General features: G+C 70.1%; 16 protein-coding genes. 11 read left to right on the top strand and 5 right to left on the bottom strand.

All coding sequences use genetic code 11. The features are described 5' to 3' along the window. The 3 genes from VN378_RS13140 to VN378_RS13130 all read left to right on the top strand — a co-directional run. Positions 1-237, top strand: a 237-nt coding sequence (locus VN378_RS13140; protein ID WP_325744029.1) for a hypothetical protein, incomplete at its 5' end; no start/stop codon positions are given. Between the two features lie 31 nt (positions 238-268). Then, complete coding sequence (locus VN378_RS13135; RefSeq protein WP_325744028.1) at positions 269-724, top strand: DUF6265 family protein; 456 nt, start codon at positions 269-271, stop codon at positions 722-724. Continuing rightward, the gene (locus VN378_RS13130; protein WP_325744027.1) at positions 679-1,218 is read left to right on the top strand and encodes a GNAT family N-acetyltransferase; all 540 of its coding nucleotides are present in this window, start codon (positions 679-681) and stop codon (positions 1,216-1,218) included. Before VN378_RS13135 ends, VN378_RS13130 begins: the two co-directional genes overlap by 46 nt. Here the strand turns inward: VN378_RS13130 and VN378_RS13125 are convergent. After that, complete coding sequence (locus VN378_RS13125; RefSeq protein ID WP_325744026.1) at positions 1,215-1,436, bottom strand: hypothetical protein; 222 nt, start codon at positions 1,434-1,436, stop codon at positions 1,215-1,217. The genes VN378_RS13130 and VN378_RS13125 overlap by 4 nt on opposite strands. 192 nt (positions 1,437-1,628) lie before the next feature. Next, the gene (gene ubiG / locus VN378_RS13120; RefSeq protein ID WP_325744025.1) at positions 1,629-2,432 is read right to left on the bottom strand and encodes a bifunctional 2-polyprenyl-6-hydroxyphenol methylase/3-demethylubiquinol 3-O-methyltransferase UbiG; all 804 of its coding nucleotides are present in this window, start codon (positions 2,430-2,432) and stop codon (positions 1,629-1,631) included. 55 nt (positions 2,433-2,487) lie between these two features. On the opposite strand from ubiG, the gene VN378_RS13115 reads away from it, so the two are divergent. From VN378_RS13115 to VN378_RS13090, 6 genes are all read left to right on the top strand, one after another. Further along, positions 2,488-3,762 carry an aspartate kinase gene (locus VN378_RS13115; protein ID WP_325744024.1) on the top strand — a complete coding sequence of 425 codons (1,275 nt, stop codon included), beginning with the start codon at positions 2,488-2,490 and terminating at the stop codon, positions 3,760-3,762. Beyond that, positions 3,762-4,112, top strand: a complete 351-nt coding sequence (locus VN378_RS13110; protein WP_325744023.1) for a DUF3147 family protein — start codon at positions 3,762-3,764, stop codon at positions 4,110-4,112. The genes VN378_RS13115 and VN378_RS13110 overlap by 1 nt, the downstream gene beginning before the upstream one ends. A gap of 9 nt (positions 4,113-4,121) precedes the next feature. Beyond that, a complete protein-coding gene (gene ptsP / locus VN378_RS13105) occupies positions 4,122-6,389 on the top strand; it encodes a phosphoenolpyruvate--protein phosphotransferase (protein ID WP_325744022.1) in 2,268 nt (755 codons plus the stop codon). A gap of 195 nt (positions 6,390-6,584) precedes the next feature. After that, on the top strand, positions 6,585-7,664 hold the full coding sequence (locus VN378_RS13100; protein ID WP_325744021.1) for a helix-turn-helix domain-containing protein: 1,080 nt from the start codon (positions 6,585-6,587) through the stop codon (positions 7,662-7,664). Between the two features lie 55 nt (positions 7,665-7,719). Further along, on the top strand, positions 7,720-8,874 hold the full coding sequence (gene ispG / locus VN378_RS13095; RefSeq protein WP_325744020.1) for a flavodoxin-dependent (E)-4-hydroxy-3-methylbut-2-enyl-diphosphate synthase: 1,155 nt from the start codon (positions 7,720-7,722) through the stop codon (positions 8,872-8,874). A 25-nt stretch (positions 8,875-8,899) separates the two neighbouring features. Next, entirely contained in the window at positions 8,900-9,496 is a 597-nt protein-coding gene (locus tag VN378_RS13090) for a glutathione S-transferase N-terminal domain-containing protein (protein WP_325744019.1), read from the top strand. Positions 9,497-9,579: 83 nt separating this feature from the next. On the opposite strand, the gene VN378_RS13085 is transcribed toward VN378_RS13090, so the two are convergent. The 3 genes from VN378_RS13085 to VN378_RS13075 all read right to left on the bottom strand — a co-directional run bounded on the left by VN378_RS13085 (position 9,580) and on the right by VN378_RS13075 (position 11,553). Further along, entirely contained in the window at positions 9,580-9,957 is a 378-nt protein-coding gene (locus VN378_RS13085) for a hypothetical protein (RefSeq protein ID WP_325744018.1), read from the bottom strand. Positions 9,958-10,085: 128 nt separating this feature from the next. After that, complete coding sequence (locus VN378_RS13080; RefSeq protein WP_325744017.1) at positions 10,086-10,865, bottom strand: sulfite exporter TauE/SafE family protein; 780 nt, start codon at positions 10,863-10,865, stop codon at positions 10,086-10,088. Positions 10,866-10,926: 61 nt separating this feature from the next. Next, complete coding sequence (locus VN378_RS13075) at positions 10,927-11,553, bottom strand: response regulator (protein WP_325744016.1); 627 nt, start codon at positions 11,551-11,553, stop codon at positions 10,927-10,929. A 186-nt stretch (positions 11,554-11,739) separates the two neighbouring features. Between VN378_RS13075 and VN378_RS13070 the strand changes: the two genes are divergently transcribed. Together VN378_RS13070 and prfA are read left to right on the top strand one after the other, a co-directional pair. Next, a complete protein-coding gene (locus VN378_RS13070) occupies positions 11,740-13,149 on the top strand; it encodes a hypothetical protein (protein ID WP_325744015.1) in 1,410 nt (469 codons plus the stop codon). Between the two features lie 34 nt (positions 13,150-13,183). Then, positions 13,184-14,251, top strand: coding sequence for a peptide chain release factor 1 (gene prfA / locus VN378_RS13065; RefSeq protein WP_325744014.1), 1,068 nt, complete (start codon positions 13,184-13,186; stop codon positions 14,249-14,251). The last annotated feature ends 137 nt before the right edge of the window (positions 14,252-14,388 follow it).

The following is a 14,388-nucleotide window of genomic DNA, read 5'->3' as shown; positions in this document are numbered from 1 at the left end:
CGCATGCTGCGCTCGATCCTGCGCTTCCGCCGCGTCTTCGATCACGCGGAAGGACCCGACGCCCTCGGCTGGCTCGAGGCGGGTCTCGAAGCGGGGTACTTTGATCAGCCGCAGCTGGCCCGCGACTTCCGGCGCTTCCTGGGCTGCACCGCCACAGAATGGGCGCGGGACCAGGTCGGGCTGGCGCGGCGGATCGCGTCGCAATCCTACAAGCCGGGACCGCTGTCGCCGCACTAGGGTCCCGCCACGCAACCGAGGGGACATCCACATGCTGACCGCCATGCTCGCCGCCGCCCTGATCCAGACCGCGCCTCCCGCCACGCCCGACCTGTCGTGGATGGCCGGCTACTGGCTGGACTGCTCCGACGGCCGCGAGGCCTCCGAGACCTGGAGCGACCCGCGCGCCGGCCTCAGCGTCGGCCATGCGGTCACCGTCCAGGGCGGCCGCGCCTCGTTCGAGGTCTCCCACATCGGCCCGACGCCGCAGGGCTTCGCCTATGTCGCCCAGCCGGGCGGCGTCCCGCCCACCGCCTTCGTCCTCGCCGAAAGCGGCCCGGCCCGGGCGGTGTTCGCCAACGCCGAAAACGACTTTCCGACGCGGGTCATCTATGAACGCGACGGCGACGCCCTCAAGGCCCGGATCGAGGGCGAGATCGGCGGCCAGGCGCGGAGCATGGAATGGAATTTCAGGGCGGCCCCGCTGAACACCCGCTGCCCCGCCTGAACTGGCGGGCGATGACGGCGGCCGATCTGGACGCCGTCGCCGACATCGCCGCGATCGGCTTTCCCGATCATTTCGAGGGCCGCGACTGTTTCGGGAACCGGCTGATGCTGAACCCGTCCGGCTGTTTCGTCCTCGCGGACGAGGCGGATGAGCCGCGCGGCTATCTGGTCGCCTATCCGTGGCGGGCGGAGGCGGCGCCGGCGCTGAACACCCTGATCGAGGCGATCCCGGCCGACGCGTCGGTCCTGTATCTGCACGACCTGGCCCTGCACCCCGATGTCCGTGGCGGCGGCTGGTCAGCAATGATCGTCGAGCGTCTGGCCGGTCAGGCCCGCGCCGCCGGCTGGCCGGCGCTGGCCCTTGTCGCGGTCAACGACGCCGCGCCCTTCTGGGAAAGGCGCGGCTTCGCTGTGGTGGACACCCCGGCCCTGAGGGCCAAACTGGCCAGCTACGGGCCGGACGCCCGCTACATGGTGCGGGATCTGCGAGCCTAGCTGCGGGTCCAGCCCTTGGCGGCCATGCAGTCGCGGAAGGCTTCGCTGCGCTGGCCGTGACGGGTCGAGGCGCGGCATTCGTCCCGCGCGGCGTCGAACGGCTGGGCGTTCTCGCCGTGCCAGGCGAAGTCGTCGTCATCGCCGGCGTCGATCACGGTGACGCAGGCCGAGGTCATCAGGGCGGCGGACAGGGCGGAAAGGATCAGAAGGCGTTTCATGGAAGGCTCCGTTCGGGGATGCCGCCTCATCCCATCACCAAGCCTGGCTGTCCCGTTACATCCCCGAAAGGTGGGTGAATTCGCCGTAAGCCTCCGCTGGTCAGCCGATGACGATTTCGATCACGGAAACACCGACCATTTCGGCCAGGTTGACCACGAATCCGGCGCCGTATCCGCGACATCCGCCGCCGGTCAGTCCCGCGTCGCGATCATCATGTAGTTGATCCCGGCGTCGTCGCTTTCGCTCCAGCGGTCGGTGAACGGATCCCAGGCCAAACCAAACGGTCCGCTCACAGCCACCGGCTCCTCGCTGAGCATCAGCCGGATCTCGTCGGGCTTGAGGAACTGGTTCCAGTCGTGGGTCCCGGCCGGCACCCAGCGCAATATGTATTCCGCCGCGATCTTGCCCAGGGCCAGCGACTTCAGCGTCCGGTTCAGGGTGGCCACGACCATCATCCCGCCCGGCTTCACCAGCCGCGAACAGGCGCGGATGAAGGCCTCCGGGTCGGCGACGTGCTCGATCACCTCCATGGTCAGGACCACGTCGAACGGCCCGGCCCCCTCGGCCTCCAACTGTTCCACAGTCGCCGCGCGGTAGGCGATGTCGAGACCCTGCTGTTCAGCGTGCGCCCGGGCCGTGCCGATGTTCTCGGCCGAGGCGTCGATCGCGGTGACGTCGAAGCCCAGCCGCCGCATCGGTTCGGCGATCAGGCCGCCGCCGCAGCCGATGTCCAGCAGGGTCAGGCCTGCGAACGGCGCCCGGGTCTTCACGTCCCGCCCGAACCGCTCCGCCGCCCGGTCGCGGACGAAGGCCAGCCGCGCCGGATTGAATTTGTGCAGCGGCGCGAACGGCCCGCGCGCGCCCCACCATTCGGCCGCCTGGGCCGAAAAGCGCGCCACGTCGGCGGGATCGATCGACGCCCCCCGCGCCTGATCGCTGGAATCCGGGCGGCTTTGGGGTTTGCGCGCCGATACCGTGTCGTTAGAAGCGGCCATGGGCCGAGGGATGAACCCGCGCGGCCTTCCACGCAAGACGGGACGATCCGCCACGATGACGCGGCCAGCCACAGCACGACTGGTGATGAAGTTCGGCGGCACGTCCATGGGCGACCTCGAACGCATCCGCCGCGCCGCCCGCATCGTCGCCGCCGAGGCCGCCAGCGGCAAACAGGTCGCCGTCGTCGTCTCCGCCATGGCCGGCAAGACAAACGAGCTGGTCGCCTGGACCGACGGCGCCGGCCGCCCCGCGCAAGGCATCGAACTGTCCGACGACGAATACGACGTCGTCGTCGCCTCGGGCGAACAGGTTACGGCAGGCTTGCTGGCCCTGACCCTGCGCAACATGGGCCTCAACGCCCGCACCTGGATGGGCTGGCAGATCCCGATCCTGACCGACGAGGCCCATGGCCGCGCCCGCATCGAGGACGTGCCCGGCGAGGTCCTCGGCGCCGCCATGGACAAGGGCGAGATCGCCGTCGTCCCCGGCTTCCAGGGCGTCAGCCGCAGCGGCCGGATCACCACCCTGGGCCGCGGCGGCTCGGACACCTCGGCGGTGGCCGTGGCCGCGGCCCTGAACTGCCCGTGCGACATCTACACCGACGTCGACGGCGTCTACACCACCGATCCCCGCATCGAGAGCCGCGCCCGCCGCCTCGAGAAGATCTCCTACGAGGAGATGCTGGAGATGGCCTCGCTGGGGGCCAAGGTGCTGCAGACGCGCTCGGTCGAACTGGCCATGGCCAAACAGGTGCCGCTGCGCGTGCTATCAAGCTTCATCGAACCCGACGAGAACGGGGCCCTGCCCGCCAACGCCGGCACCCTGATCTGCGACGAGGAGGAAATCGTGGAAAAACGCATCGTATCCGGCGTCACCATGAGCCGAGACGAAGCCCGCATCACCCTGCTGGGCCTGTCCGACCGGGTCGAGGCCCCCGCCGACGTCTTCACCCGGCTGGCCGAGGCCAACGTCAATGTCGACATGATCGTCCAGTCGCAGGCGCGCAGCGAGGGGGCGGTCAACCTGACCTTCACCACGGGCCGCAGGGACGCCGCCCGGGCCGCCGAGCTGATGCGCGCGGCCCAGCACGAGATCGGCTTCGAGGAGCTGCGCGTCGACGAGGACGTGGCCAAGGTCTCGGTCGTCGGGGTCGGCATGCGCAGCCACGCCGGCGTGGCCCAGACCATGTTCCGGGCCCTCGCCGACAAGGGGGTGAAATTCCAGGCCATCTCGACGTCCGAGATCAAGATCAGCGTCCTGATCGACGCGGCCTATGCGGAACTGGCCGTTCGTGCGCTGCACGCCGCCTACGGCCTCGAAACCGTCTGATGCTGTACGGGGTCATCAAGGCCCTGCTGTCCGGCCTTCTGGTGGGGCTGGTGTCCGAGACGGCGCGCCGCAACGCCGCGCTCGGCGCCCTGTTCGCGTCCCTGCCGCTGGTCTCGGTGCTGGGCATGATCTGGCTGTGGCGCGACACTCGCGACCCCGCCCGCCTGGCGGATCATGCGCAGGCGACCTTCTGGTATGTGCTCCCGTCCCTGCCCATGTTCCTGCTGATCCCCGCGCTGTTGCGGCGGGGCGTCGGCTTCTGGCCCGCGCTTCTCGCCGGGTGCGCGCTGACGGTAGTTCTGTATGGTGTAACCGTAGCCGTCGCAGCGCGCGTCGGCGTCAGACTGTAGGACGACGGCATGCCGGTGGGCGGATTGACGACGAGGGGGCCGCGCAACCTCCTTCGCCAGATCCGCGAGGCCATGGCCGGCGCGGCTCCGGCGCAGGAGCGGCTGGACATGGTCGTGCGCACCATCGCCCAGTCGATGGTGGCCGAGGTCTGCTCCATCTATCTGCGCCGCGCCTCGGGCGAGCTGGAACTGTTCGCCACCCAGGGTCTGAACCCCGAGGCCGTGCACAAGACCCGGCTGCGCCCCGGCGAAGGCCTTGTCGGCGAGGTGGCCCGCACCGCCGCCCCGATCAGCCTGTCGGACGCCCCGTCCCATCCCAGCTTCGCCTACCGCCCGGAAACCGGCGAAGACCCCTACCACGCCTTCCTCGGCGCCCCCCTGCTGCGCGGCGGCCGGGCCATCGGCGTGCTGGTCGTCCAGAACCGCTCCGAGCGGCGCTATGACGAGGAGGAGGTCGAGGACATCCAGACCATCGCCATGGTGCTGGCTGAGACCGTGGCCTCGGGCGAATTGCTGGCCCAGGACGAACTGCGCGACATCGAGGTGGCGCCGCACCGCCCCGAACGCCTCAAGGGCCAGCGGTTCGCGGAAGGCCTGGCCTATGGCCACGTCATCCTGCACGAGGCGCCGGTGCCGCCTGAGAACCTGCTGGCCGAGAACCAGCAGGTCGAGGAGATCCGTCTCCGCGAGGCCCTGATCGGGCTCAAGGCCAATATCGACTCCATCCTCGACGGCGGTCAGGGCAAGCTGGCCGGCCAGTCGTTCGAAGTGCTGGAAACCTACCGCATGTTCGCCGACGACCGCGGCTGGAACCGGTCGCTGGAAGAAGCCGTGCGCACCGGGCTGACGGCCGAGGCCGCCGTGGACCGCGTTCGCAATGAACATCGCGCCCGCTTCGCCCAGGCCCGCGACCCTTACATCAAGGAGCGGCTGCACGACTTCGAGGATCTGGCGAACCGGCTGCTGCGGGTGTTGGCCGGCGACAGGCCCGGCGAGCGCGACCTGCCCGACGACGCCATCCTTGTGGCCCGCAACCTGGGCCCCGCCGACCTGCTGGAATATCCGCGCCACAAGCTGAGGGGGCTGCTGCTCGAGGAGGGCTCGGCCGCCAGCCACGCCGCCATCGTCGCCCGGGCCCTGCAGATCCCCTGCGTCGGCCGCATCATGGGCCTGCGCGACCGCCTGTCCGAGGGCGATCTGGTCATCGTCGACGGCGAGACCGGCGAGACCTATCTGCGCCCCCGGCCCGACATGCTGGCCGCGGTCCAGTCGCGCATGCTGGTGCGCAGCGAACGCCAGGCCGAATTCGCCAAGCTGCGCGACGTGCCCGCCGTCACCCTCGATGGAACCCGCATCACCCTCCTGACCAACGCCGGCCTCGCCGTCGATCTGGAAAATCTCGACGCCACGGGGGCCGAGGGCATCGGCCTGTTCCGCACCGAATTCCAGTTCATGGTGTCCGAGGAACTGCCCCGGCTGAACAGCCAGACGGCCCTCTACAAACTGGTGCTCGACACCGCCGGCGACCGGCCCGTCATCTTCCGCACCCTCGACATCGGCGGCGACAAGGTCCTGCCCTATCTGGAGACCGAGCGGGAAGAGAACCCGGCCCTCGGCCGCCGCGCCATCCGTCTGGGCCTGGACCGGCCCGGCCTGCTGCGGCTCCAGCTGCGCGCGCTGCTGACCGCCGCAGCCGGGCGCGAGCTGCGCGTCATGTTCCCGATGATCGCCACGGTGGACGAGTTCCGCGCCGCCCGCGAACTGGTCGATGTCGAATGCGCCTGGGCCAAACGCCGGGGCCGGGCCCTGCCGGCCCTGCTGCGGGTCGGGGCCATGATCGAATGCCCCAGCCTGCTGTGGCACCTGGACGCGCTGCTGCCGCTGACCGACTTCGTCTCGATCGGCACCAATGACCTGTTCCAGTACATGTTCGCCGCCGACCGCACCAACCCGCTGGTGTCCGAGCGCTACGACCCCCTGTCGCCGCCCGCCCTGCGCGCCCTGGCCGAGATCCAGAAGAAATGCGCCGACACCGGCACGCCGGTCTCGGTGTGCGGCGAACTGGCCGGCAAGCCGCTGGAGGCCTTCGCCCTGCTGACGCTGGGTTTCACCCGGCTTTCGGCCCCCGCCGGCGGCGTCGGACCGGTCAAGCGGATGATCCTGTCGGCCGACCTGCCGGCGGCCCGTCGGGGCATGACCAATCTGCTCGGCTCCTCGGCCGGATCGATCCGCGGCGAGCTGGAATCCCTGGCCCGGAAATTGAACGTCACGATCTGATTGTCCCGCGCCGAAATTGGCCGGTACGCCTAACAAATCGTTGATCGGTCAACCCTAATGAGTTATCCACAAGCCGGAACCGGGTGGTCTGCGGGGGCAGGCCCGAACTGTCATCCCGATATGATACAGGCCGCGGGTTCGAGTACGGCGGCGCACGGGCACTCCCCGGGCGCGCCGAGTGTGGGATCAGGTCCGATGGCGCTGGATACGGGGAACAGGTCCGAAGAATTCCGGGCCCATCCCGAATGGAAGGACGTCGTTCCCTCCATTACGGACGCGCCGACGCTCGGCGACGGCCTGCGTGTCGCCCGCGAGCAGTCGGGCCGGTCCCTGGCCGAACTGTCCGCCGTCACCCGCGTCCCCGTCCGCTATCTGACGGCCCTCGAGCAGAACGACTTTTCGACCCTGCCCAACCGCGTCTTCTCGATCGGCTATGTCCGCGCCTACGCCGACGCCCTGGGTCTGGACGAGCAGCTGGCGGTCGAGCGGTTCAAGCGCGAGACTCCCGATCCCTCGGTGCCGCTTCAGGCCCCGGTCGGCGTCGCCTTCGAGGACGTCCGCCGTTATTCGCCCCGCCTGATCGCCGCCGGCCTGGCCCTGATCGTGGCGGTGGTCGGCTGGAACGTGTTCCAGCGCGTCAGCCTGATGCGCGCGCCCCAGCCGTCCGACATCGCCGCCGTGCCCGAAAGCTGGACCCTGGGCGCCGTCCCGGGCCAGAGCGCCCTGCGGCTGTCGGCGCCCCAGCCGGCGCCGCCCGATCAGACAATTCCCGCCCTCTACGTCACGCCGGGCCTCGAGGCCGAGCTGACGGGCGTCGATCCGGCGTCCCCCGAGGGCCTCGCCGCAGCCGCCTCGTCCGCCTCGCCGGTGCAACGGGCCTTCAATCCCCGCGGCGCCATCTACGGCGCCTCGGCCAGCGCCTCCCAGGTGGTGATCCAGGCCCGCAAGGCTGCCAGCCTGGTGGTCCGGATGGCCGACGGCCGGGTGCTGTTCGCCCGCCAGCTGGCCCCCGGCGACGCCTGGCGCGCCCCGGTCGGCGTGGCCGCCACGGTCGACGTCTCCGACCCGACCGCCTTCGACGTCTATCTGAACGGCGAACACGGCGGCGCGCTGGAAGCCGCCCTGACGCCGCTGGCCCAGCTCAACGTCCGGGCCCAGGCCCTGGCCCGTCAGGCCGCCGCCGAGGTCGCCGCCCGCACCCAGGCCGCCCAGGCCGAGGCCCGGACCCGGGCCGCCACGGTCCAGTCCGCCATGGTCACGGCCGCCGGCGGCTGATTGCGACAGCACACGTCGTGGCCTTGCCGCAATCGAACGCCTATGTTGCGCTGTCATGAGCGCTGACCATTCGCACATCCGTCCCTGGCGTCACATCGAGCGCCGCAAGAGCCGCCAGATCATGGTCGGCAGCGTGCCCGTGGGCGGCGACGCGCCCATCAGCGTCCAGTCGATGACCAATACGCCGACCTCGGACGCGGCGGCGACGATCGACCAGATCCGCCAGCTGGAAGAGGCCGGGGCCGACATCGTCCGCGTCTCCTGCCCCGACGAGGAGTCCACCGCCGCCTTCCGCCAGATCGCGCGCGAAGCCCGGGTCCCGCTCGTCGCCGACATCCATTTCCACTACAAGCGCGGCATCGAGGCGGCCCGGGCGGGCGCCGCCTGCCTGCGCATCAATCCCGGCAACATCGGCTCGCCCGACCGCGTCCGCGAGGTGATCCAGGCGGCCAAGGACCACGGCTGCTCGATGCGGATAGGCGTCAACGCCGGCTCGCTGGAGCGCGACCTGCTGGAAAAATACGGCGAGCCCTGCCCCGAGGCCATGGTCGAGAGCGCCCTCAACCACGCCCGCATCCTGCAGGACCACGACTTCCACGAATTCAAGATTTCGGTGAAGGCGTCCGACCCCTTCCTGACCGTCGCCGCCTATCAGCAGCTGGCCGAGGCCATCGACTGTCCCCTGCACCTCGGCGTCACCGAGGCGGGGCCGCTGCGCTCGGGCACCATCAAATCGGCCATCGGCATGGGCAACATGCTGTGGGCCGGCATCGGCGACACCATCCGCGTCTCTCTCGCCGCTGACCCGGTCGAGGAGATCAAGGTCGGGTTCGACATCCTCAAGTCGCTGGGCCTGCGCCACCGGGGGGTCAACATCATCGCCTGCCCGTCCTGCGCGCGTCAGGGCTTCAACGTCATCGAGACCGTCGGCATCCTGGAAGAGAAGCTGGCCCATGTGACCACGCCGATGTCGCTGTCGATCATCGGCTGCGTCGTCAACGGACCGGGCGAAGCTCTGTACACGGACGTTGGCTTCACCGGCGGCGGGGCCGGCTCGGGCATGATCTATGTCAACGGCAAGATGGCGTTCAAGCAGGCCAATGAGGGCATGATCGACGAGATCGTCCATCTGGTCGAACGCAAGGCCGCCGAGCTGGACGCGGCGCGTGCGCTGCTGCCCGCCCCGCCGGTGCTCGAACCCGCCGAATAGCCCGGCGTCTCGCTGGAAAGGCGACATGAAGCTCTACATCACCGTCCCGTCGCCCTTCGCCCGCAAATGCCGCATCGTCGCGCGTGAAAAAGGTCTGATCAGCCGGATCGAGGAGATCGCGGTCGATCCCTACGCCAATGCGCCCGAGCTGCTGGCCGCCAACCCGATCGTCCAGGTCCCGACCCTGATCGCCGGGGACGGCCTGCCGGTCAGCGACAGTCCGGTGATCTGCGAATATCTCGACGGCCTCGGCGCCGGCCCCCGCCTGCTGCCCGCCGACGGACCCGAACGCCTCGCCGTGCGGCGGATGGAGACCCAGGCCAACGCCGCGCTCGAGATGGGCGTGAAACTGGTGCTGGAGATGCGCCGCCCCGAAAGCGAACGCTCGCCGTCCTGGATCGCCCGCTGGACGCAGAACATGGGCCGGGCGCTGGACGCCCTCGAGGCCGCTGCGCCGGACGCGAACAAGCTGGACATGGGCGTCATCACCGCCGGCGTCGCCGTGGCCTGGATCGGCTTCCGCCACCCCGGCTTCGACTGGCGGAAGGGCCGCCCGCATCTGGTCGCCCTGCACGAGGCGATCGAGACCCGGCCGAGCTTCATGGGAACCCGGCCGGGCTGAGAAACGAAAGCGGCGGCTCCATCAGGAGCCGCCGTTTTGATCTCCGCCGACCACCACAGGGTGGCAGCGAATCTCTCCCTGAATCAGCTGGCGGCGGGCTGGGCAGACGCCGCCTGGAAAGCACATTGCTTTTGTTGGGCGACGGTGTTCAGGGCGTCGTACTCGCCCTTCAGACGGCCCAGTTCGTCGGCCTTGTCACCGCGCATCAGGAAGAAAAGCGCGGGCCAAAAGATCAACGCCCCACCCACGGCCCAGGCGTCCTGCGATGCACGCCGGCGTTGCTGGCCGGTGAGGATCGTCACGCGGCTGTCAATCCGGATCAGGTCCAGTTTGATCTGGTCGCAGCTGTATCCCTCATAGAGCACCGGCGAGACGAACTGGCTGCTGATGTTGTCCGGCGACGATGCACACGCGCCAAGAACCAGGCTCGCGCAAAGCGCGGCCGCGATAGACTTTTTCATTGGGTTCCCCCTCAGGAACGATCCGCAACGGCGGATACTGGCCGAGGGTTAGCTCACCAGCCCTACGGGCGTATATAAGCTAGCCGACACACTATGGTTGAACTGCAACGCTCTTTGTTCGTTGCCCCTCACGCCAGCACCCCCGCCAGCTGCAGTCCCTGGAAGCCCGCCAGCAGCAGCAATACCGCGCCGACCGCATAGGTCAGGACCTTGCGCGGCACCCGCTTGGCGATCAGCCCCGCAAAGGGCGCCGCAACCAGTCCGCCGACAACCAGTCCGCCGACCGCCGTCGCATGGTTTTCCAGCGCCCCGGCGTCGGCCCAGTGGCCGGTCATCAGGGCCCAGACGAAGGAGGCGCTGATCGCCACCGTCAGAAAGAACTCCGCCGTATTGGCCGTGCCGATGGCCCGGCGCGGCTCCTGCCCGGCCCCGACCAGGGTCGAGGACACCGTCGGGCCCCAGCCGCCCCCGCCCACGGCGTCGAGGAAGCCGCCGACCAGTCCCAGCGGCCAGGTGACCCATGACGGGATGTGGCGAAGCAGGATGTCATGGCCCGCCCGCCAGAGGATGTAGAGGCCCATTCCCCCCAGATAGGCGATCACGAACGGCTTGATGACGTCGCCCTCGATCCCGGTCAGCACATAGGCGCCGACGCAGCCGCCGATGACCCCGGCGACGGCCAGCGGGACCAGTAGTCGCCAGTCCACGTTCCGGTGCGCGATATGGCTGCCCGCCGAGACGGCTGTGGTGAAGACCTCCGCCCCGTGCACGCTGGCCGAGGCCATGGCGGGGGGCACGCCGAACGCCAGCAGCACCGAGGACGAGATCACGCCATAGGCCATGCCCAGGGCGCCATCGACCGACTGCGCCAGCACGCCGACGACGAAAAACAGCAGAAAGGTTTCCATTCAGTCCGATCGTACAGCCCGGCCTCGTTCCGCAAAGCTTGGCCGCGTCTTTGGTTGCGCGTCAGGACGCCGCGGCCCCGCCGGCGACCGTCCGGGCGATGGCGTCCAGCACGTCGCGGCCGCCATAGGGCTTCAGCACAAGGGCGGCCGCCAGCCGGGCGTGCCGGGCCGCCGCCTCGACATTGCCGGTCAGGAAGATGACCGGAACGCCCCAGGTCCGCGTCAGCGTCCGGGCCAGGTCGACGCCGTCGCCCTCCCCGGCCAGATTGATGTCCAGCAGGGCCAGGTCGAGCGCGTAGAGCCCCGCCGCCGTCCGGGCTGCGGCCGCATCCGAGAAGGGGCCGACCACGCCATGCCCCGCCGCCGTCAGCATCTCGGTCAGGTCGGAGGCCATGCCGGGGTCGTCCTCGACGACCATCAGGGTCAGGGTCCGGTGCGCGGGAACCGCGGCCCGCGTCGCCGGGGCCGACCCGCCCTGCCGCGTCAGCACCGCGCGCAGATCGCGCCAGACCTCCGCCGGCGGCCGCGACCCGTCCAGGTCGAAGATCCGGGCCATGCCCGCCAGTTCCGCCAACGCCTCGTCTCCGGGGAGGATCGGCGGGTCGGCCAGCAGGCCGTCGTACCTCGCCCGCAGCCGATCCAGTTCGGTTCCGTCTCCGATCGCCGCGTTCAGCGTTCCGTCGAACATGCGCCCTCCGCTCCTTGCCCGGCGCAGAGTTAGGCGCCCGGAACGGCGAACGAAAGCCGGGCTGACAGGCTTGTGAGGCCAGGTCACGATCACGCCATCGCCGCTTCGCGCCGAACGGCCTGTCAAAACCGTAACTGGACCCCCTTCCGGACCGGCCCTAGCCATGCCTGACAGAAGGAGTCCCCCATGAAACGTGCTCTTGGTGTGATGGTTCTGACGGCGCTGCTGGCGACGGCCGGGCAATCGGCGGCCCAGACCCCGCCCCCCGCTCCGCCGCCGCCCTCCCTGAAAGCCGCCAATTCGGCGCCGCCGGCTGATCCGGCCTTCGCCTGCCACGTCGGCCTGTACCGGACCGGAGACGGCCGGCTGGTCGACATCGCGCCCGTGACGGGCCCCGGCGGCCGCTGGCGCACCCTCGACGGCCAGAGCGGGCGCCTGACCGTCGAAGCCGACGGCTCGTGGAAGAACACCCGGGGCTGGACCGACCGGCCCGGGGGTTCGCAGGTGCAGTTGGGGGCCTGCGACGACCGCCTGACCTTCGACGGGCGCGAGGCCGTGCGCATCGGCCAGATCGCAGTCGAAACCTCATTCGCCGGCGCCGGCGGCGTCATGCTCAAGGGTCGGCTGATCCTGCCGCCCGGCGACGGCTCCGCCCCGATCATGGTCGAGGTCCACGGGTCGGAAGCGTCCAGCGCCCTCGATTTCAACTGGTTCCAGCGCCTCTCGCCCGCCGCGGGCGTCGGCGTCTTCGTCTATGACAAGCGCGGCACCGGCGGCTCCGGGGGCGTTTACACCCAGGACTTCAACCTGCTGGCCGGCGACGCCGCCGCCGCCGCGGTCGAGGCCCGCCGCCTCGCCGGGGCGCGGGCGGGACGCATCGGCCTGCACGGCGGCAGTCAGGGGGGCTGGGTCGCTCCGCTCGCCGCGACCCTGACGCCGGTCGACTTCGTCATCGTCGGCTTCGGCATGGCCGAGGGGCCGCTGGCCGAGGACCGCGAGGAGATGCGTCAGGACTTCGAGGCCAAGGGCTGGGGTCCGGAGGTCATCGCCGCAGGGCGCGAAATCCACGAGGTCACGGCCGCCTTCGTGCGCTCGAACGGCGCCGTCGGCTTCGCCGGCCTCGACGCCGTCCGCGCCCGCTATTCATCCGAGCCCTGGTGGAACGACATCGGCGGCGACTTCAGCTCGGTGCTGCTCAAGGCGACCAATGAGCAGATCATGGCCCTGAAGGACGAGTTCGATGTCGGCACCTCATGGGACTACGACCCCATGCCCGTGCTGCGCTCGGTAGACGCGCCCGTCCTGTGGATCCTCGCCGCCGACGACACCGAGGCCCCGCCCGAGGGCACGCGCGAGCGGCTGACGATGCTGGCCGCCGAGGGCCGTCCGATCACCCTGCTGCAGTACCCCGACGCCGACCACGGCATCATCGAGTTCGAGCGCGGCCCCGACGGATCGAGGATCGAGACCCGCTATTCCGGGGGCTATATCCAGGCCGTTCTGGACTGGGCCGCCCATGGCGCGCTGCGCCACGACCTCGGGCGCGGAACGGTTCTGGCGCGCCCCGCATCGACAGGTCCGCGTCCGGCGGAGTAAAGACCCGCCTCCCTTTCAAAGAGGCGCTTCTCCCTTGCGACTGCCCCAGGCCCGGCTCGATCAGGTGCTCGACCGCTTCCACCAGGTGGAGGCGCGCATGGGCGCGGCCTCGGACGGGGCCGAGATCGTGCGCCTGTCGAAGGAGCACGCCGAGATGAAGCCGGTGGCCGACGCGGTCATGGCGCTGGCGAAGACGCGGGCCGAGATGGCCGACCTCGAGGCCATGGCGGCGGATCCCGAGATGGCCGAAATGGCGGCCGAGGAACTGCAGACCCTGCGCGAGACCCTGCCCGACATGGAGCGCGACGTCGCCCTGCTGCTGGCCCCGCGCGACGCCGACGAGAACGCCTCGGCCGTGCTGGAGGTCCGCGCCGGCACCGGCGGCGACGAGGCGGCCCTGTTCGCCGGCGACCTGTTCCGAATGTATTCGCGCTACGCCGCCAACCGCGGCTGGAAGGTCGAGGTCGACTCGGCCACCGAGGGCGAGGCCGGCGGCTACAAGGAGATCATCGCCACCGTCACCGGCGACGGCGTCTTCGGCCGGCTGAAGTTCGAAAGCGGCGTCCACCGCGTCCAGCGCGTGCCCTCGACCGAGGCGCAGGGGCGCATCCACACCTCGGCCGCCACGGTCGCGGTCCTGCCCGAGGTCGAGGACGTCGAGATCGACATCCAGGACAAGGACATCCGCATTGACACCTTCCGCGCCTCCGGCTCGGGCGGCCAGCACGTCAACAAGACCGATTCCGCGGTGCGCATCACCCACTTCCCGTCGGGGATCGTGGTGACCTCGTCCGAGAAGTCGCAGCACGTGAACCGCGACAAGGCGATGAAGAACCTGCGCGTCCGCCTCTACGACATGCAGCGCCAGATGAAGGACAACGCCCGGTCCGACGCCCGCAAGTCGCAGGTCGGCTCGGGCGACCGGTCCGAGCGCATCCGCACCTACAACTTCCCGCAGGGGCGGGTGACCGACCACCGCATCGGCCTGACCCTGCACAGCCTGCCGCAGATCCTCGAGGGCGACATCGACCCCCTGCTGAACGCCCTGATCGCCGAGGATCAGGCGGCCCGGCTGGCGGACCTGGAAGCCGAGTTCGGCTAAACTGCACCGTCCTCCCTCCCTCTCTGAGGGAGGGTGGTCGCGAAGCGACCGGGTGGGAGCGGCTCACCGTCGCGCGGCCGGCCGGCCGCCCCCACCCCGTCGTCGCTGCACGCCGACGCCCCTCCCCCAACGGGGGA

The organism is Brevundimonas sp., from assembly GCF_035561115.1.
In the GTDB taxonomy this organism is placed as follows: Bacteria; Pseudomonadota; Alphaproteobacteria; order Caulobacterales; family Caulobacteraceae; genus Brevundimonas.
This window is presented reverse-complemented; position numbering and strand designations above follow the sequence as displayed.